This is a genomic window from Sporosarcina sp. Y352 (genome assembly GCF_056786535.1).
The window spans coordinates 40,138-57,551 of sequence record NZ_JBXCJE010000014.1; the positions used below are offsets into that span (position 1 = coordinate 40,138).

Here is a 17,414-nt window from a genome sequence, read left to right on the forward strand (position 1 = left end):
TTCACTCTAATCTCTTCAGTTTATCATAATACGCCCTTGGAGACTCTATTTCTGACAAAACTGTTTAAGGTTTTCGTCTTGCATTGACACGCTGTTCGAATGCATAAGCAAAACCTATAAGCTCCGGTTCAGTAAATGCTTTACCCGAAAATGTTAAACCGAATGGCTCGCCTACTTCTGTATAATCCGCAGGGACCGTAATGGACGGAAAGCCTGCTGCCGCTCCGAAACTGCATCCATGATCTTGCGGAAAAACCAGCGCTTGAATATCGTGCTCTTCAAGCACTTTTCCAAGTGCAATGTCACCCGCTAGATGACGATTACGAAGAAGCGCCTCGATATAAGCACGTTCCGTTAGTGTCCCGCTTGTCCGCTCAACCTTCTCCAACATTACTTGACCGTACTTCAATGTCTCATCTGCGTGTTCATTGTTGAAACGGATGATGTCTGCCAATGTGCGAATCGAGTTTGTCACTGGTGTTCCTCCCAGATAAGCGTTCAGTGATGCCTTAAACTCGTATAGAAGTACGTTGTAGCCAAGGTCATTTTCCATTGTACCCAAGTCGATAGCATCGATTATCACAGCGCCTGCTTCTTCAAGTTTACTGAGTGCCATGTCAAATAAAGACAAACGTTCTGTCGATGCTTCCCGTTCAAAGATTGAGCGGGCAACGCCAAGTCGGACACCTTCTAGCGCACTGGTATCGAGGATAGACATCCAATCGACTTCGTCTAAACTGGATGCGCCAGCAGTTGCAGAGTCTTCCTGGTCTGAACCGATTAGCAGACTAAATGTAATAGCCACGTCTCTTACAGTCCTCGCCATTGGTCCTGGTGTATCTTGCGTATTGGATAGTGGTATCACCCCAGTTCGGCTAATCGCACCAACAGTTGGTTTGAGACCGACAAGCGAGTTCTGGGCTGATGGGTTGAGGATTGACCCTGTTGTCTCCGTGCCGATTGCCACAGCCCCCATATTCGCCGCAATAGCTGCACCTGCACCCGAACTCGATCCCCCGACATCGAATAAACCATAGGGATTATTCACTTGTCCCCCACGCGAGCTCCAACCATTCGTCATCCGGTCAGACATAAAATTCGCCCATTCTGTCATATTCGTCTTTCCTAAAATAACCGCTCCCGCCGCACGTAATTTCTTCACTAAAAATGCATCATCAGCGGCATAGAAATCTTTGAATGCAAGAGATCCACAACTTGTATGCATTCTATCCTTTGTTCCCATATTGTCTTTCAAAAGAACCGGAATGCCGTGGAGAAGTGATCGCGGTCCTATTTCAAGCCTTTCTACATCAAGTGCCCTTGCAATCTGAACAGCTTCCAAGTTCAATTCCAGTACTGCATTTATATTTCTATTCTTATTTGAAATTGTATCAATATACATGTATGTAAGTTCTTCGGATGACAGATCTCCACTGCTCATCTTTTCCTGCATAGCAGTAATTGTTGCTTCATCTAACCAATCTTTTTGAAGTTTCTTCAATTTATCATCTAACATAATATGTCTACCCACCTATCTTTAGCCTTTATTCTAAGTTTACCTCAATTCGCTAATCATAAAACAATGTCAAAAGAAAATGCCGGCTATTGGAGTTGTTATAGCGAGCAATTTATTAATCGATACGGATGATTTATGCTTTATAGGTGCGATGACATAACAAAAACCCCCTATACGTTGGCATAGGGGGTTTTTTCACCATGTACTATTTTTATACTTCTGATAGTAATTAACCTGTCTAAGAAATAGGTAAATTTTACGCTTGAAGTGACGATCCTTTTTATAAAACAAGGGATTGCCATATTTACCCGCTCGAAGTAATTTTTTTACGTGTTTAAGTACTTTTGGGTTTTTTACAAACTTCTTAAGTACAATTTTAGGTACTACGGTGAACAGAAAGTTTTCATTGAGTAGTGTTAGTTCTTTCTGTTGCCCATGAATGACATCATCGACTAGATACTTTGCCATATTATGTCCACAAGCAGTGATATAGTAACTTGATCGTCCTTGTCTTATATTCACTTCAAACACTTTGAACTTGCCATCCCGCTCATCATACTTCAAATCGAAGTTCGCATACCCTACGTAGTTCAGTGCTTCGAGGAATCCTTTTAACTTCATCATCATTTCTTCGTTGTATCGTGTGATGAGTGCTGTATAATTCCCGATTGCCGTTACAGTATGCTCTTGCAGTACGACTTGTGCAAAAGTAATCAGTTCGGCTTTACCACGACTGTTCATGTAAAAAACAGAATCCCACATATACGTGTCGTCGCCTGGAATATAGTCCTGGATAATTAAATCTTCCTTGTAGCCACTTGCTTTGATTTTCTCTATTACGACTTGAATTTCATCGTAGGAATCGACTTTGTACACTTTTTCCATACCTGTAAACGGATGCTTATAATACTCAACACCGTTGCTAGGCTTAATAATAATCGGAAACATGACCTTTTCCGTGAATGCCTTGTCGTCTTGGCAAGAATAATAATAAGTTGCCGGTGCATCAATGCCATGTTCAGCACACAACTTATAGAAATTTGATTTGACAAGTACATCGTTCATAAGCGGTTCCGGTATGTAATTAAACACGAAATCACTTTTCAGCTCTTCCGCATTTTCAATAATCATTCGTACGTAAAGATCATTCGTTCCAATAAGGAGCATTCTCTTTCCAGGTTCGGCGTATTTGACTGCAACTTCTTTCAAAAAACTAACAAACACTTTTTTTTCTGGAAGTTTCGGATTGAGTTCTATCTTTTTAATAATTGAACTTAAACTGGTGAATGATAAAGGTTCTTTTCCCACTAAAATCGGTTTAATGCCGTACTCCTCATGGAATGAAATAGCCATGTTGTAAGCATTCATGTCTGTTCCTATAATGATTGGTATGAAAGTATGATTTGTCATTTTGTCCTCCAACTATCTTTTCTACTCATAAGTGTAGGGCTCCTGTTTTTCATTGTCAAGAAAGCCAGATAGGTGTGACAAATAAATAATCCAGTACTCCCTCTTATATAGGTATGTACTGGATTTAAATTCCCATCTTATATTAGTCTTGCACTAAGCGAATTGGCCCTTCAATCGGCCAGATTGAAAAGTCTGTTATTATACCGTCCACATTGTATTGATAGGCTTTGTCCACCCATCTCTGGTTTTTCGTAGACCAAACTAATACTTTTCCACCCTGATTATGTATTTCATTAATCACACGCTTATTGATATATGAGACATTGAAATTAATATATGTTGCAAAAGAAGTCATATCATTTATCTCTTGGAAAGACACATTTTGAATAGATGGCTTCATAAGAATTGCCACTTCTAATTCAGGAAGCAATGTCGTCATTTTCCTCATCGATTCCATATCGAACGATTGTACAATAATGCTGTTCAAATCCTTATATTCATTTAGCAAGGTTACTACTTTCTCTTCCATTCCTGGATACATTAACGGTTTTTTTAACTCTATTAACAAGCCGGCTTGCCCATAAAACTCGTCTAACAATTCATCAAGAGTCATAATTTGTTCACCTGCAAAAGATGCGTGAAATTTCCCTCCTGCATCCAATTCTTTTAATTCGGCAAGTGTAAAATCTTTCACATAGCCCTTCCCATTTGTAGTCCTGTCCACTTTGTCATCATGTATTATTATTAGCTCACCATCCTTCGATAGGTGAACGTCACATTCTAAGAAGTCTGCTCCAAGCTCTATTGCTTTTTGAAAAGCAGCTTGCGAATTCTCCGGCGCAAAATTAGCCGCACCCCTGTGTGCAATACTAATCATTCCTTTCAACTCTGCATGATAGAAAGGCCTAGCCTCGTAACCTACTAGAAGCAACATACATATACATCCAAAAATAAATAGTAATTTCCTTTTCTTTACCTCTCCCATAGTCATAACCCCACAGCAAATGGTGAATACTGATTATTCAGACCATTCTTTTCATTTATTATATCATATGCGAAAGGTCCTGCAAACGTTATTTCTAGCACAGGATAAAAGATATATATTGAATTATTTAAATATATTACTTAAGTTCAAAATATTAGTGAAAAGAAGCACATCTTACTTACTTATCGCATAGGTTATAATACAAATACATAACGCAATATATCTAGTACTACCAGACTATAGATACGGAAGATACCGTTCCTATTTAACTTTCCATAGATTTATGTATATACATAGTTTAATCTTTTTAAGTAGCTATGTGGTTTTAAAAAGCATGCCAACTCTTTCAGTAGTTGGCATGTGTAAATGTTTTTCTATCATGCAGTCCACCTATATAATGTGCGTTATATTGATGGATGCACTATTCAACTACGTTTTTTTAGTAAGGTGCTACGTCGTGCATGATATATCTACCTTGTTTAATCTTTTCAACGATTTGTTTTTCGATACAACATACTTGTTCCAATACTTTAGCTACAGATTGATCCAGATTTGTTAGATCTCCAACATTTGCGTTGTCTTCAACTGCTGCATCGATTTTGCCTGCTTCAGCAAATATTAGATCTGCAAGAGCGAATTCAGTGACTACAGCCGAAAGAATAATTAGACCTCCGAGAATGTCTTCACCCGTGTTAGCCAAATTCATTGCAGCTTGAACATTTGTAAATGCTTTGTTTTGATTCATTTTGTGCACCTCCTTTTTCATTTTCTATACTTGTACAGGTACATTACTTGCTTATGTCCAACAATTCATCTCGCCTGGACAAATAGACAAGATTTTTCGCATTCCATCACACTTTCATTTTAATCAATTACGTCTCATCGCAATTGCGTCCAGATTTTCTTGAAGGGAGCCGAAAAATATCGCTATACGACCACCTCAATTACAAAAAGGAGATACTGTAGGCATTGTTACGTTAGGAAGTCCATTGGCAGCTAGTAGAATAGACGCCGGAATTGCTACCTTAAAGAGAATGGGGTATAAAGTGCTTGTTGGGGAACATGTCTATTCAGCGTCTGGATTCCTAGCAGCAACGCCTCAAGAAATGGCATCAGATTTGATGCAAATGTTTTTGAATCAGGATGTGAAGTGGATTTTACCTTCGAGAGGCGGTGTAGGGGTAGCAAGTATTCTCCCTTTCCTCAACTTTTCTGTAATCTCACAAAACCCAAAAATTGTTTCAGGCTACAGTGACATTACGATATTACTAAATGCATTATATGAATATGCGGACTTAATAACGTTTCAAAGCCTCCTTCTACTTGACTTTAACTCGAATACCCCTTCCTATAATTTCAACCAATTCTTCAAAGCAACTTCAACATTAACCGCCCCTTGGGAAATAAAAAACCCACCAGGTATGACGTTGATTGGTAACGTTCAAGGAAATGTAACGGGTCCAGTTGTTGGAGGTAATTTAACTTCTTTCATCGGAACTTTAGGGACCTCTTTTGAAATCAATACAGCAGGTAAAATTCTCGTACTGGAAGAGACACACGAGCCCATTAACACTGTTTACAGATATCTAAACCACCTGTTCTTAGCGAAGAAGTTTGACGAATGCATTGGAATTATTATGGGGGAATGCACAAATTGTGAGATTGCGTATGGAAAATCATATACAGATCTTATCAATGATTTTCTAGTTCCCTTAGGCAAGCCCCTCATGAGCAACCTGGCAACTGCACATGGCACATATAAAGCAACAATTCCTATCGGTGCTACGTTGAATATGGACACAGTCAACCGGACATTAACTGTCATGGAACCCCCTGTTAGCCCTTAAGGTCTGATTGTTTATTGGATTCCACAAAAAAGACACTTAACACAAAATAAAAAATAGAGAGCAAAGTTCGTGTGAAAATATGTTAAAAGGGATCCTATTCTACTGAATAAGATCCCCTTTTCATATTTTAAATGGTTTAAATCTTATACCGAGCGAATGTAAATAATAACAGTTCTTATACAGGGAACGATTCAGAAATCCTGCTAATACCGCTGCAGCACTTTGTGGATGCCTCCCGCGATAAGCCAGAAAGAAGATCTCTTTCAGTCTTATCGCTTCGGCTACCACGAAGTTGCGCCTTCGCTGGATGGTCTATGTAAGAAAGCGTTTTTCGTTATTGAGGATAAGACCTGCAATCTATAATGCGTCTTTCTTGAATTAATTTAGTATCAAATAGTAATCACATTACAATCTCATGCTATACATCTCCGAATTACAACTCTCTCAATAATGTACACTCCAGCGCAGGCGCGGCAAAGGGGTAGCCGAAGCCGTGAGACTGGATGCGAAGCGTAAATCCAGGCTCATGGCCAGAGGCATCCCCAGAGCGCCAAGCGGTATAAATTCCACATTCTGAATCACAACTCCCTTAATAGTGAACACCCCAGCGCAGGAGCGGCTACCTCGAGGTTCTTTATTTCAACATCAAAGGTCCAGATAAAATTCTTTGCTTTAGCCCTATGATTCTCTAATCTCACTCATACTCTATTAATAGAAATAGAAGGAGGGATAAAATGTCTTCAAGTATAGATAAGAACGTTGGATACAGCGGGAATGGATCGGCCTTTGCGTTAATTGTTGTTTTATTTATCCTACTAATCATTGTTGGAGCTGCTTTCGTAGGAAACGGCTTTGATGATGACCATCATGGCTATTGCTAAACCGAAAACAAAGGTAGACTAGGGGAGTATCGATTGTTAAATAACTATCTAGACTTAGTAGCTTACTTTGGAATTGGTGGTGCGCATCCTGGTGGGTTTTCTTTATCGCAGTCCATACTGATAAACGAAAACATTCAACCTTTTGAATCTGTGTTGGATATCGGTTGCGGTACCGGTCAAACAGCCGAATTCTTAGCCCAAACATTCAATTGTGAAGTTACAGCAGTAGATAATCATCCCGTTATGTTAAAAAAGGCTAGAGAACGCTTCGAGAATAATAGTTCATCTGTTTTAGTAATTGAAGGAGACGCTCAAAAACTGGAGCTTCACGACAATTCCTTTGATTTCCTAATTGCAGAATCTGTGATCACATTCACAAATATTCCCAGGACATTAAGCGAACTCTCCAGATTATTAAAAAGTGGCGGTCGTATGATTTTGATTGAAATGACTGCTGAACAATCCCTATCGGAAGAATTACAGAAAAAAGCCTGCAGCCTGTACGGTGTTAATGAAATTTTAAATGAATCAGAATGGATAGCGAAAATACAACAAGCTGGGTTTACACAAATAGAAATAATTGACACCCCAGCTGACCTAATCCAAACTGATATTAAAGATATAAATCCGTCTGGAAACATACCTATCGACTTCTATGATTTATGGGATGAGCATAACCGTTTCATTTCTCAATACCATGAATTCATCGGCTTTCGTGTGTTTCGGTGTTATTTACCATAAACTCAAAACAATCTTATTCCTAGATAACTATCTAGGAATAAGATTGTTTTATTACAGGATTCTTTTGAGATTAGTACAACTTACTCTCCGGAAAGATAGAACCTGCAATCAGTTCATCGGAGGATTTTCGGTATAACTCATAATCGTTAAATGGTCCATTCTTTTCTTTGTAGGTATCAATAATTTGAAAACCTATATGATATCCAATCCATTTGGGAAGTCTACTTTTGCCATTGCCGTATAAAAAAGTTTGATGGTTCCCTACCCCCATCAAGTTCAGTTGTGGAATAAAGTGTTCATTCCACACTTTGATAGATCTTTCAAATGAATACAGATCTGTCCATGGAGCCATCCATTTTTCACCGTATAATTCTTTGACAGCAAACTCCCCTAAACCTTCTATAACTAGCGAATCCTTTAAAGGTATTTTGGTAGATTCTAACCCTAAATAGTTTAATCGACAAACATGGTTGTATTCATGTGCAAATAAAGCCTTTACTTCTTCTCTTACGAGTCCTTCAGATAAAAATAAAAACAACCCTCCTTTATATGCTACGCCATTTTTAGATGGTGCTTGCTCTTCCTCTTTAAGTTTCATTTTACTTATCGGAAAAATATAGATGGATATCTCTGGACCTTGCCATAAACCTTTTAAGAACTGATATTCCTCATCAACAATTTGCCAGACGCTTTGTTTCTCCATTCTCCTCACTTGTTTTTCTATGTCAGTCCATTCAATTGGATCAAATAAGCCATGGTTTAGAAGTTCATATTGCAATTCTTCGGGGCTAATTTCAGGAAATAACTTTACAAGTGGCACACAAAGTATTTCACATTGCCAAAAACATGAACTCCTGCTCGATTGTTCTACACATGCTTTAAAAAACTCATAGAGCCATGTATGCGTTTGGATAACCGACGATTTCCTCATCCTTTTATAATTTATTTATCCAGTGTAAATAAGGAATCCCATTGAACGTTGTGGCGCTAGGAGTGCCTTCGCTCCCTTTATACACTAGTTTCAATACTTCAACTTAACTAATCACAACAATACATATTAGTACGGGACTAGACGTTTATCTATTACAGAATAGTATTTTCACCATATCCTATCAGTACATGCATGTAAGTATGTAAATATGTTTGAAAGGGGGGATTAAAAATGTCTCAAACTGACTTTTATAATGTTTGCTCCAGATATCATGGTAAAACCGTGCGAATTACTTGTCGTGATGGCCGCGTTCATACGGGCGAGATTACTAGATTAAACAGAAATATGGTATGGATTCGACCGATTGGTGGTCTTGGTGGATATGGGTATGGTTTTGGTGGATTTGGTAGAAGGAGAGATTTCGGATTCGGTATTGCAATTGGTGCGATTACGGGAATCGTCCTAGCATCAGCATTCTTTTGGTAAACCAGTTCTTTTCATGAAAAAAACCTAGTTCTGAAACAATTTCCATTTGCTTCAGAACTAGGTATCTTTTTATTCTATAAAAGTGTTTTTAAAGTGACATTGAATGTCCATGCCTATCCAAATACGCTTCCTTCTCTTTATAATCTGGCATAATGCTTCCAACACGTCTCCAAAACGAACGATCATGGTTCATATGGAGTATATGACATAGTTCATGGATTATCACATAATCAATAACTTCAATTGGGGCCATAGCTAGACGATAATTAAAGGTTAGTTTTTTATCCGAACTACAACTACCCCACTTCGCTTTAGACTCTATTATTTCAATGGTTTTAGGTTTAACTTTCAATTGTTCTTGATAAATTTTTATCCGTTCTTCTACAATTGCCTTACAGCTAGTAATATAAAACTTCTTTAGCTTTCTTTTAAGCACCTCTTCATTTACCTCACCACACTCTATTAATTCTTGGAGAAAACGCTCCTTTCCAAGATATAAGAACTTCCCTTGAGCGTGATACTCTCTTTCTTTAGGAATTTCTCGAGCTACTTCAATTTCGTGTATTTTCTCAAGTATCTTTTTCGCTCGACTTTTTATTGCACCGACAATAACTTCTTCACTTGTATCTTTGGGTACTTTTACAGTTATGAAACCAAACGAATCTATATGAATGGTTAACTTCTCTCTTTTTCCATACTGAACATTAAATTCTATAATTTCATTTTCAATTTCAACTTTCATGTCTGGCATCTTCCTTATACATTTAATTACATCATCTATTTTTTAAACTTCCCGATTGCATTATATTAAGACAAAAGCCCGTGAATTCACTATCAATTCTCGGGCACGTCTACTTTTTATTTACGCAAGTTCTAACAACGCTACGCACTCAACGTGTGAACTATGTGGAAACATATCAACAGGCTGCACTTCCTGCGTACGATAACCGCCATCTTCAAGGATCCGTAAATCCCGCGCAAGCGTTCCTGGGTTACACGAAACGTAAACCACGCGCTTCGGTTTAAACTCCAGAATTGTTTTCAACAACTCTTCGTCGCAGCCTTTGCGCGGCGGATCGACAACGAGTACATCGAATCGTTTGCCGTCTGCATACCATTTTGGAATCACGACTTCAGCAGGACCTGCTTCGAAATAAGCATTATCAATGCCGTTCAGTTCTGCGTTACGCTTAGCGTCTTCGATTGCTTCGGGAACGATTTCGACACCGTATACTTCTTTTGCTTTTTGTGCGAGGAACAACGAGATTGTACCAATACCACAATATGCATCGATGACGGATTCGTTTCCTGTCAACTGTGCATATTCAAGTGCTTGCCCGTAAAGGACTTCTGTCTGTTCAGGGTTCACTTGGTAGAATGAACGCGCTGAAATTTCAAAGTCGATATTTCCAATTGAATCCATAATAACTGGTTTTCCGTACAGTAAAACGGTTTCTTCACCGAAAATAACGTTTGTTTTCTCCGTGTTAAAGTTTTGCATTATCGAGGTTACACCTGGAATAACTCTTTTAATAAGTTCAATCGCTGCAGTTTTCTGCGTAAATTTCTTTTTGCGCGTCACTAAAACAACCATTATTTCACCTGAAGTACGCCCTTTACGAACAATTAAGTGACGCAACAAACCAAGATGCGTCTTTTCATCATAGGCATCGATGCCGATCGCATGCAGTTCATATTTCAACATAGCCATCAGGTCATCTGCTTCGTGACTTTGGATAAGACAGATATCCGTGTCTACAATATGATGTGTACGGGATCTGTAAAATCCAGAAACGACTTTACCATCTCGCTCACTGAAAGGTATTTGTGATTTATTACGGTAGCGCCACGGATCGTCCATCCCTTTTACGGGGTGCACCGGCACGTGCGGCAGTTTTCCGATACGGTCCAGTACATCGCGTACCGTTTTACGTTTTTGTACCAGTTGGCCTTCGTAAGACAAATGCTGCATCTGGCATCCACCGCATTCTGAGAACACATGACATGGCGGTTTAACGCGGTCGGGAGATGGTTTAGTGATGTTTAACAGCCTGGCGAAACCGTAATTTTTCAGTGTTTTTCCTACTTGTATGTCAACCTCTTCGCCTGGCAGTGCGCCCGGTATGAAAAGAGGATAGCCTTCCACTTTTGCAACACCCGAGCCATCATGTGTTAAATCTTCTACATGGACGCTAAGGCGATCATTTCTATTCACATTATAAGACATTGTTTTTTCCTCCAAATTTCAGATACATTTAGTTTACCATAGGGTCGGTCCATGGTGTTACCTAGTCAGTCTATAGAGTTACATGGCCGAGTCAGAAAAAAATAAGCTGTGAGGATGTCAGAATCAGCATCCTTACAGCTTATTTTTCCAAATCATTATCTAGGTAATTACTCCTCAGAAGAGTCTGTTAAACCTATAAGATCCTCTTTACGTAATTCAGCCAAAGGTGCAAACATTTCAATATGCCTGTAAAGGTTTTCGAACGTCGCCGGCAATACACCGCCGAATTCTCCATCAAGGTTCAAGAGAACTTTGTCAGTTGATGTCACTTTAATTGTTTCCGCTTTGGTTGAAATGACTAGTGGATCACCAAGATGCTCTCCTCTAAGTGCGAGTGTAACGACCCGGATGAATTCTGCAATATTACATTTCTTCAGAATAAGCAACGTAAATTTACCGTCATTGATGCTTGAACCCGGAGCAAGCTTTTCAAAGCCACCGACAGAATTCGTCAAGCCTACAAGAAACATCATCGCTTCTTCGTCAAACACTTCTCCATCATATTCTATCTTGAGATGAGTGGAGTGAAAAGACGGTAACATTTCAATACCCTTTAAATAATAAGCCAGTTGCCCTAGTACCGTTTTCAATTTACTCGGCACATCATATGTTAATTCCGTTAATCTGCCACCGCCTGCGATATTAATGAAATGGCGATTGTTCATCATACCGACATCGACAGGTATCGTTTCCCCTCGAACAATAATATCCACTGCTTCATTAATATCGCGTGGTATACGCAGTGCACGTGCAAAGTCATTCGTTGTCCCTGTTGGAATAAGTCCAATTTTAGGGCGCTGCTCGAAAGGACTGACACCCGCGATAACTTCGTTCAGCGTGCCATCTCCACCTGAAGCAATGATAAGGTCAAAACCGGATTCCACAGCGAGTTTAGCCGCTTCTGTCGCGTCCCCTTCGCGTGTTGTCGAATGACAAGATGTTTCATATCCGGCTTTCTCAAGTTTCTCTAAAACTTCACTGAGATGTTTGCGGAATGCTTCACGTCCCGATGTCGGATTGTAAATGATTCGTGCTCGTTTCATCCGAATTTCCCTCTATTCGTACATATGTTATTTTTTCAATATTATTCCGATAGACGACACAATTTCAGCCGGGCTGGTTGCATTTACTATTCGGAACTTAGATATTTGGTACTTATGATTGTTTCTGCAATACAGGAAGGAATGTTTTGCGGATGTCATCGTAGACCGTCAGCCAAAGTTCCGGCTTGGAAGTGTACTCTGCACTAATCCGTTCAATGAATTCCTGTTGTTTTTCTTTGAACTCCGGTGAATCCGCTGCTGGAATATCTTTTCGCAGTTCCAAAACGTATTCTTGGATCGAAGCTGCCCGCGGTCCCCATTTCGCTTCAACTTCCCCGTTTTCGTCAAGCAACAAGTAAACCGGGATCGACCTTCCACCGTTCGTCAAATGTTTATCGATCAAATCCGTATCCGTATCCCGATATGCAGTACGTACGTCTAAATCCGCCGCCTCCGCGATTCTTCGTAGGACCGGATTGTTCATCATTGCGTCCCCGCACCAATCTTCTGCAATGACTAGAATGTTCGGTTTCTTTTCCTTCAACAATCCGATGAATTCGTCATCCGCCGGTACTTCAAATTGTTCATAAATGCGGAAGCTTTCTTCCTTATGTTTGTCCATCTTATTCATATACTGTTCGAGTGAAATGGCTTCATTAAAATAGTCTTTTTCAGTTTTCAAAATCATCCACACTCCTTTTCTTTAATTGTACGTCGTCCCTTCCCGCGAATCAAACTACGAGACTAAAAAAAGACGCTCTGCCGTGAGACTTGTTATTGTCCTTGACAGAGCGTTCCTTTTAAATGGTGTCTAATCGCCAAACGCTCAGATCATAAGAAAGTAGCGTCTAAACGGCGCCTTGCGCTTTTCTTTTTACCTTTTCGCGATTTCTTCGAGAAGGATTTTATTGACCAGTGGCGGATTTGCTTGCCCTTTTGTCGCTTTCATAATTTGACCAACGAGGAAGCCGACTGCACGCTCTTTCCCGTTTTTATAGTCTTCGATTGATTGTTCATTTGCATCCAGTGTTTCTGTGACGATTGTACGGAGTGTGCCTTCGTCAGAAATTTGGACAAGTCCTTTTTCTTTGACGATGACTGCAGCATCTCCACCGTTTTCAATCAATTCCTTGAATACCTTTTTCGCGATTTTGGATGAAATCGTTCCATCTGCAATCAGTTTGATCATACTTGCAAGTCCTTCAGGCGTTAATGCAGTAGCATCAAGTTCTTTCGCCTCTGCGTTCAGATAACCTGAAACCTCACCCATGAGCCAGTTGGAAGCAAGTTTCGCATCTGCTCCAGCCGCAACCGTTGCTTCGAAGAAATCAGACATATCCTTCGTCAATGTTAAAACCATTGCATCGTATGCAGGCAAATCTAGCTCAGTGATATAGCGTTCCTTCCGTGCGTCCGGAAGTTCAGGGATTTCCGCGCGGACCCGTTCAATCCAAGCTTCATCGATGTGAATATCCGTCAAGTCTGGTTCAGGAATAAAACGATAATCGTTCGCCGGACCTTTCACACGCATTAGAAGTGTTTTACCTGTTGCTTCATCATAACGGCGTGTTTCCTGATCAATTTTCCCACCGGATAGTAAAACTTTTTCTTGGCGTTCCACTTCATATGCAATTCCTCTGCGAACGAAGTTGAACGAGTTCAAGTTCTTCAATTCCGTTTTCGTACCGAATTCCTCTTGTCCAAACGGACGGATGGAAATATTCGCATCACAACGAAGGGATCCTTCTTCCATGCGGACGTCGGAAACACCAGTATATTGAATGATTGCTTTTAGCTTTTCAAGGAATGCATACGCTTCTTCTGGAGACCGGACATCCGCTTCTGTCACAATTTCAATAAGTGGAGTCCCTTGTCTGTTCAAGTCGACAAGTGAATGACCTTCATCGGTATGTGTCAATTTCCCCGCATCTTCCTCAAGGTGGACACGTTCAATTCGGATTTTTTTCTTCTTGCCCTCGACTTCAATTTCGACCCAGCCGTTTGCACCGATTGGATGTTCATCCTGAGAGATTTGGTACGCTTTCGGATTATCGGGATAGAAGTAATGCTTGCGATCGAAATTAGTGACTGGCGCAACTTCACAGTTAAGTGCCAATGCCGCTTTCATACCGAAGTCAACCGCACGTTCATTCATCACCGGCAACACACCAGGATAAGCTAAGTCAATCACGTGGATGTTCATATTCGGTTCCGCACCGAAATGGGCGTGGGCAGGTGACATGATTTTTGAATCGGTTTTAAGTTCTACGTGGACTTCAAGTCCGACTACTGTTTCGAAATTCATAATTATTTCCCCTCCCATGTGACTGGAGTCTGTTTATGGAAATCAGTCGCTTGTTCATAAGCATGCGCCACTTTATACAATGTCGCTTCATCATAATGTTTCCCGATGATTTGAAGACCAAGCGGCAGTCCATTTGAAAATCCGCATGGAACCGAAATCGCCGGCACACCCGCAAGGTTAATTGGAACCGTTAATACATCGTTTGCATACAACGCCAATGGATCGTGAATTTTTTCACCGATTTTATAAGCTGTTGTTGCAGATGAAGGTCCGATAATCACATCGTATTTTTCGAAAAGAGTTGCAAAATCTTGTGCAATTAATGTCCGTACTTTTTGTGATTTTACGTATACATCTTCGTGATGAGCTGCTCCCAGCGCATACATACCAAACAAAATACGTTTTTTCACTTCATCTCCGAAAGCTTCAGAACGGGAACGTGAATACAATTCCTCGAGATCTTTGACACCTTCAGCACGATAACCGTAGCGGATGCCGTCGAAACGCGCGAGGTTTGATGATGCTTCGGATGAAGAAATCGCATAGTACACAGGCGAAGCGTACTTCGAGTGCGGCAGTGAAACTTCTTCCCATTCAGCACCAAGCGATTCAAGAACTTTCAGTGCTTCCATTACCGCATTTTTCGCTTCCGGAGATATACCTTCACCTAGATATTCAGCCGGTACACCAATTTTCAGGCCTTTGATGTCGCCAGAGAGAGCGGCTCTGAAATCAGGCACGTCTAGTGGCGATGTCGATGAGTCTCTTGGGTCTAAGCCTGAAATTACGCTAAGCAACAACGCATTGTCTTCAACATTGCGTGTAATCGGACCGATTGTATCCAACGATGACGCGAATGCAACCAGACCTGAACGTGACACGCGACCGTATGTGGGCTTCATGCCGACGACGCCACAAAAAGCTGCTGGTTGACGAACAGATCCACCTGTATCCGAACCAAGGGCGAATGCCACTTCGCCAGCTGCTACTGCTGCCGCTGAACCGCCTGACGAGCCGCCTGGAACATAGTCGAGATTCCATGGATTATGCGTTGTTTGGAATGCAGATCTCTCTGTTGTCGATCCCATTCCAAATTCATCCATATTCAGTTTCCCGATTGTCACAAGTCCTGCTTCGTTGATTTTTTCAACAACTGTAGCATCATAGACAGGTACGAAATCTTCGAGCATCTTACTTGCGGCAGTCGTAACGATTCCTTTTGTGACGATGTTATCCTTCAATCCGATTGGTAATCCGAATAGAGGTCCGCGCCCTTCCAATGGTTGCTTGTCCAACTCTTCCGCTTGTGCAAGAGCCTGTTCTCCGTTTGTAAGGAGGAAAGCTTTTACTTTTCCATCCATTTTCGCAATACGGGAAACTGATTCCTCCGTCAGTTCCTTGACAGACACTTCCCGATTATGTAATAGCGACTGAAGCTCTGTTGCCGTCTTTTTAAATAACGTCATTTTTCTTCCTCCTTAAATCCGTTCATCAAATGATAGTCGGCACTTTAATTTGTCCTGCTTCGTGTTCTTTCACACTCTTCAACATCTCTTCCCGGTCCAGTGCATCTGTAGGGATATCCTGACGGAGAACGTTGTATAGAGGCAACGGATGAGTCATAGGAGCTATATCGTCCGTATCCACTTCTTTCAGTTTATCGGCAAACCCGATAATTTCATCAAGTCGTCCGGCAAACACTTCCGCCTCAGCATCCGTCATAGCAAGCCTAGCGAGTCCTGCATGGCGTTTTACTTCACTTATCGTTAATTTCGTCATTTTTTCTCCTCCTCATCTTTGAATTGTACGATTAATCATATCATCTTCCCAGAATGTTGAATAGTTATGATGTTTAATAGCCGTAAATATGCACAAAAGGTTTTTCATCACCCGGCTCTTTTACGATTAATGCTTCCGGACCATTTGTGGACGTTATTGTCACTTCAGTATACAAATTTGGATAGTACTGATTCACAAGCTCTGTCATAAATTGTGTGAAACCAATTATTTCACTTGAACCGAAAAATTGGATAGGCATTTCTATTCTTAAAGACTTTAAATCATCGTCTTTATAAAACCCTGTTCCGATTACGTTAACAAAACTAGGGAAATACGCATCAATGTCTTGTTTAAAGTTCTCAAATGTCGTATTCATATCCCTGTATGCGCCTGTCTTTGAAGACGCTGGGAACACCACATATTTCTCATTAACAACTTTCCAGCCAGTCGGAACTGCTTGACCTTTTCCAGCTACAGCTTTCGCAAAGTATGTACCTGGAACAATGGAGTTACGACTTTCTTGTTTAAACAACCCAACAACAATTGGGATATCTGAGAGCCCTTCCTGTGTTCGAAGACGTTTCACAATTTCTTCAGCCATTTTCATACCTTGCTGTTCGATTACCTTATCCGGTATAGTGGTTTCCTTTCCACTTCTCGAATAGCTAACCGAATTAAGTGCAAGGCCTACTGAAATACCGGCAAGGCGGACTTTTTTTTCATCCGTCATAACGAGGTAATTCTGCTCAATGATATGAGCCAAATAAATCGGCGCTTCTTCGGAGGCCTTATCTTCATTCATATCTTTTGGGATGGGGGGATTCAAACCAGCTTTATCAGTGGAACTTCTAGACAACCAAGATCGTGCTGTTTCCTTATCAATATGCTGACCTTCCTGAAAAAAGTGGTTATCGGGTGAAAATTGCTCGTTCGAAATACGTAAAAGCCCTTCTTCCGCTTCCTGCATGTCGTATTTTGTATAGATATTGCTAACAATTAGACCGCGGCTTGCACTTTTTTTGAAAGGTAGCAGTGTTTTGTAGAACTCATCTTTCAACTGAACATCGGGAATCACAACTATTTCCTCGACGCTCTCTTCGTTTTCCTGAATAACTTCCTCTTTTTCTGTACCAAATTGAGGTAAACATCCCGAAAGGAAAAGAATAGCTGCCATTGTGGGTAATATCAATAATCTTTTCATTT

17 protein-coding genes are annotated in these 17,414 nt (G+C 40.6%); 4 read left to right on the forward strand and 13 right to left on the reverse strand.

Features of this window, described 5'->3' with window-relative positions; all coding sequences use genetic code 11:
- Positions 1 to 64: 64 nt before the first annotated feature.
- The 4 genes from AC1TO6_RS18025 to AC1TO6_RS18040 all read right to left on the reverse strand — a co-directional run bounded on the left by AC1TO6_RS18025 (position 65) and on the right by AC1TO6_RS18040 (position 4,656).
- Positions 65 to 1,516 carry an amidase family protein gene (locus AC1TO6_RS18025; RefSeq protein WP_482103012.1) on the reverse strand — a complete coding sequence of 484 codons (1,452 nt, stop codon included), beginning with the start codon at positions 1,514 to 1,516 and terminating at the stop codon, positions 65 to 67.
- 195 nt (positions 1,517 to 1,711) lie between these two features.
- A complete protein-coding gene (locus AC1TO6_RS18030) occupies positions 1,712 to 2,926 on the reverse strand; it encodes a carboxylate--amine ligase (protein WP_482103013.1) in 1,215 nt (404 codons plus the stop codon).
- Between the two features lie 142 nt (positions 2,927 to 3,068).
- Positions 3,069 to 3,860 (reverse strand): glycerophosphodiester phosphodiesterase, encoded by a 792-nt coding sequence (locus AC1TO6_RS18035; RefSeq protein ID WP_482103014.1) that lies wholly within the window; start codon positions 3,858 to 3,860, stop codon positions 3,069 to 3,071.
- A 490-nt stretch (positions 3,861 to 4,350) separates the two neighbouring features.
- Positions 4,351 to 4,656, reverse strand: a complete 306-nt coding sequence (locus AC1TO6_RS18040) for an alpha-helical endospore appendage domain-containing protein (RefSeq protein ID WP_482103015.1) — start codon at positions 4,654 to 4,656, stop codon at positions 4,351 to 4,353.
- 178 nt (positions 4,657 to 4,834) lie between these two features.
- On the opposite strand from AC1TO6_RS18040, the gene AC1TO6_RS18045 reads away from it, so the two are divergent.
- From AC1TO6_RS18045 to AC1TO6_RS18055, 3 genes are all read left to right on the forward strand, one after another.
- Positions 4,835 to 5,758, forward strand: coding sequence for a S66 peptidase family protein (locus tag AC1TO6_RS18045; RefSeq protein ID WP_482103047.1), 924 nt, complete (start codon positions 4,835 to 4,837; stop codon positions 5,756 to 5,758).
- 734 nt (positions 5,759 to 6,492) lie between these two features.
- Positions 6,493 to 6,639 carry a YjcZ family sporulation protein gene (locus AC1TO6_RS18050; RefSeq protein ID WP_482103016.1) on the forward strand — a complete coding sequence of 49 codons (147 nt, stop codon included), beginning with the start codon at positions 6,493 to 6,495 and terminating at the stop codon, positions 6,637 to 6,639.
- 33 nt (positions 6,640 to 6,672) lie between these two features.
- Positions 6,673 to 7,380, forward strand: a complete 708-nt coding sequence (locus tag AC1TO6_RS18055; protein WP_482103017.1) for a methyltransferase domain-containing protein — start codon at positions 6,673 to 6,675, stop codon at positions 7,378 to 7,380.
- A 70-nt stretch (positions 7,381 to 7,450) separates the two neighbouring features.
- On the opposite strand, the gene AC1TO6_RS18060 is transcribed toward AC1TO6_RS18055, so the two are convergent.
- A complete protein-coding gene (locus tag AC1TO6_RS18060; protein ID WP_482103018.1) occupies positions 7,451 to 8,083 on the reverse strand; it encodes a DUF2268 domain-containing putative Zn-dependent protease in 633 nt (210 codons plus the stop codon).
- A 459-nt stretch (positions 8,084 to 8,542) separates the two neighbouring features.
- Here AC1TO6_RS18060 and AC1TO6_RS18065 point away from each other — a divergent pair, with 459 nt between their 5' ends.
- Complete coding sequence (locus AC1TO6_RS18065; RefSeq protein ID WP_482103019.1) at positions 8,543 to 8,797, forward strand: hypothetical protein; 255 nt, start codon at positions 8,543 to 8,545, stop codon at positions 8,795 to 8,797.
- Between the two features lie 88 nt (positions 8,798 to 8,885).
- On the opposite strand, the gene AC1TO6_RS18070 is transcribed toward AC1TO6_RS18065, so the two are convergent.
- The 8 genes from AC1TO6_RS18070 to AC1TO6_RS18105 all read right to left on the reverse strand — a co-directional run bounded on the left by AC1TO6_RS18070 (position 8,886) and on the right by AC1TO6_RS18105 (position 17,412).
- Entirely contained in the window at positions 8,886 to 9,539 is a 654-nt protein-coding gene (locus tag AC1TO6_RS18070) for a M48 family metallopeptidase (protein ID WP_482103020.1), read from the reverse strand.
- A 120-nt stretch (positions 9,540 to 9,659) separates the two neighbouring features.
- Positions 9,660 to 11,024, reverse strand: a complete 1,365-nt coding sequence (gene rlmD, locus AC1TO6_RS18075; protein WP_482103021.1) for a 23S rRNA (uracil(1939)-C(5))-methyltransferase RlmD — start codon at positions 11,022 to 11,024, stop codon at positions 9,660 to 9,662.
- 167 nt (positions 11,025 to 11,191) lie between these two features.
- A complete protein-coding gene (locus tag AC1TO6_RS18080) occupies positions 11,192 to 12,127 on the reverse strand; it encodes a diacylglycerol kinase (protein WP_482103022.1) in 936 nt (311 codons plus the stop codon).
- 112 nt (positions 12,128 to 12,239) lie between these two features.
- On the reverse strand, positions 12,240 to 12,809 hold the full coding sequence (locus tag AC1TO6_RS18085) for a thioredoxin family protein (protein WP_482103023.1): 570 nt from the start codon (positions 12,807 to 12,809) through the stop codon (positions 12,240 to 12,242).
- Between the two features lie 192 nt (positions 12,810 to 13,001).
- Positions 13,002 to 14,432, reverse strand: coding sequence for an Asp-tRNA(Asn)/Glu-tRNA(Gln) amidotransferase subunit GatB (gene gatB / locus AC1TO6_RS18090; protein WP_482103024.1), 1,431 nt, complete (start codon positions 14,430 to 14,432; stop codon positions 13,002 to 13,004).
- Positions 14,433 to 14,434: 2 nt separating this feature from the next.
- Positions 14,435 to 15,898, reverse strand: a complete 1,464-nt coding sequence (gatA, locus tag AC1TO6_RS18095) for an Asp-tRNA(Asn)/Glu-tRNA(Gln) amidotransferase subunit GatA (RefSeq protein ID WP_482103025.1) — start codon at positions 15,896 to 15,898, stop codon at positions 14,435 to 14,437.
- A gap of 25 nt (positions 15,899 to 15,923) precedes the next feature.
- Positions 15,924 to 16,211, reverse strand: a complete 288-nt coding sequence (gene gatC / locus AC1TO6_RS18100) for an Asp-tRNA(Asn)/Glu-tRNA(Gln) amidotransferase subunit GatC (protein ID WP_482103026.1) — start codon at positions 16,209 to 16,211, stop codon at positions 15,924 to 15,926.
- A gap of 73 nt (positions 16,212 to 16,284) precedes the next feature.
- A complete protein-coding gene (locus tag AC1TO6_RS18105; protein ID WP_482103027.1) occupies positions 16,285 to 17,412 on the reverse strand; it encodes a CamS family sex pheromone protein in 1,128 nt (375 codons plus the stop codon).
- Positions 17,413 to 17,414: the final 2 nt, after the last annotated feature.

What these genes read in the sequence shown, in the direction of transcription:
- AC1TO6_RS18025 (WP_482103012.1), bottom strand. Translation starts at nt 1,516, where the DNA reads ATGTTAGATGATAAATTGAAGAAACTTCAAAAAGATTGGTTAGATGAA.
- AC1TO6_RS18030 (WP_482103013.1), bottom strand. Translation starts at nt 2,926, where the DNA reads ATGACAAATCATACTTTCATACCAATCATTATAGGAACAGACATGAAT.
- AC1TO6_RS18035 (WP_482103014.1), bottom strand. Translation starts at nt 3,860, where the DNA reads ATGTTGCTTCTAGTAGGTTACGAGGCTAGGCCTTTCTATCATGCAGAG.
- AC1TO6_RS18040 (WP_482103015.1), bottom strand. Translation starts at nt 4,656, where the DNA reads ATGAATCAAAACAAAGCATTTACAAATGTTCAAGCTGCAATGAATTTG.
- AC1TO6_RS18050 (WP_482103016.1), top strand. Translation starts at nt 6,493, where the DNA reads ATGTCTTCAAGTATAGATAAGAACGTTGGATACAGCGGGAATGGATCG.
- AC1TO6_RS18060 (WP_482103018.1), bottom strand. Translation starts at nt 8,083, where the DNA reads ATGGAGAAACAAAGCGTCTGGCAAATTGTTGATGAGGAATATCAGTTC.
- AC1TO6_RS18065 (WP_482103019.1), top strand. Translation starts at nt 8,543, where the DNA reads ATGTCTCAAACTGACTTTTATAATGTTTGCTCCAGATATCATGGTAAA.
- AC1TO6_RS18070 (WP_482103020.1), bottom strand. Translation starts at nt 9,539, where the DNA reads ATGAAAGTTGAAATTGAAAATGAAATTATAGAATTTAATGTTCAGTAT.
- rlmD (WP_482103021.1), bottom strand. Translation starts at nt 11,024, where the DNA reads ATGTCTTATAATGTGAATAGAAATGATCGCCTTAGCGTCCATGTAGAA.
- AC1TO6_RS18080 (WP_482103022.1), bottom strand. Translation starts at nt 12,127, where the DNA reads ATGAAACGAGCACGAATCATTTACAATCCGACATCGGGACGTGAAGCA.
- gatB (WP_482103024.1), bottom strand. Translation starts at nt 14,432, where the DNA reads ATGAATTTCGAAACAGTAGTCGGACTTGAAGTCCACGTAGAACTTAAA.
- gatA (WP_482103025.1), bottom strand. Translation starts at nt 15,898, where the DNA reads ATGACGTTATTTAAAAAGACGGCAACAGAGCTTCAGTCGCTATTACAT.
- gatC (WP_482103026.1), bottom strand. Translation starts at nt 16,211, where the DNA reads ATGACGAAATTAACGATAAGTGAAGTAAAACGCCATGCAGGACTCGCT.
- AC1TO6_RS18105 (WP_482103027.1), bottom strand. Translation starts at nt 17,412, where the DNA reads ATGAAAAGATTATTGATATTACCCACAATGGCAGCTATTCTTTTCCTT.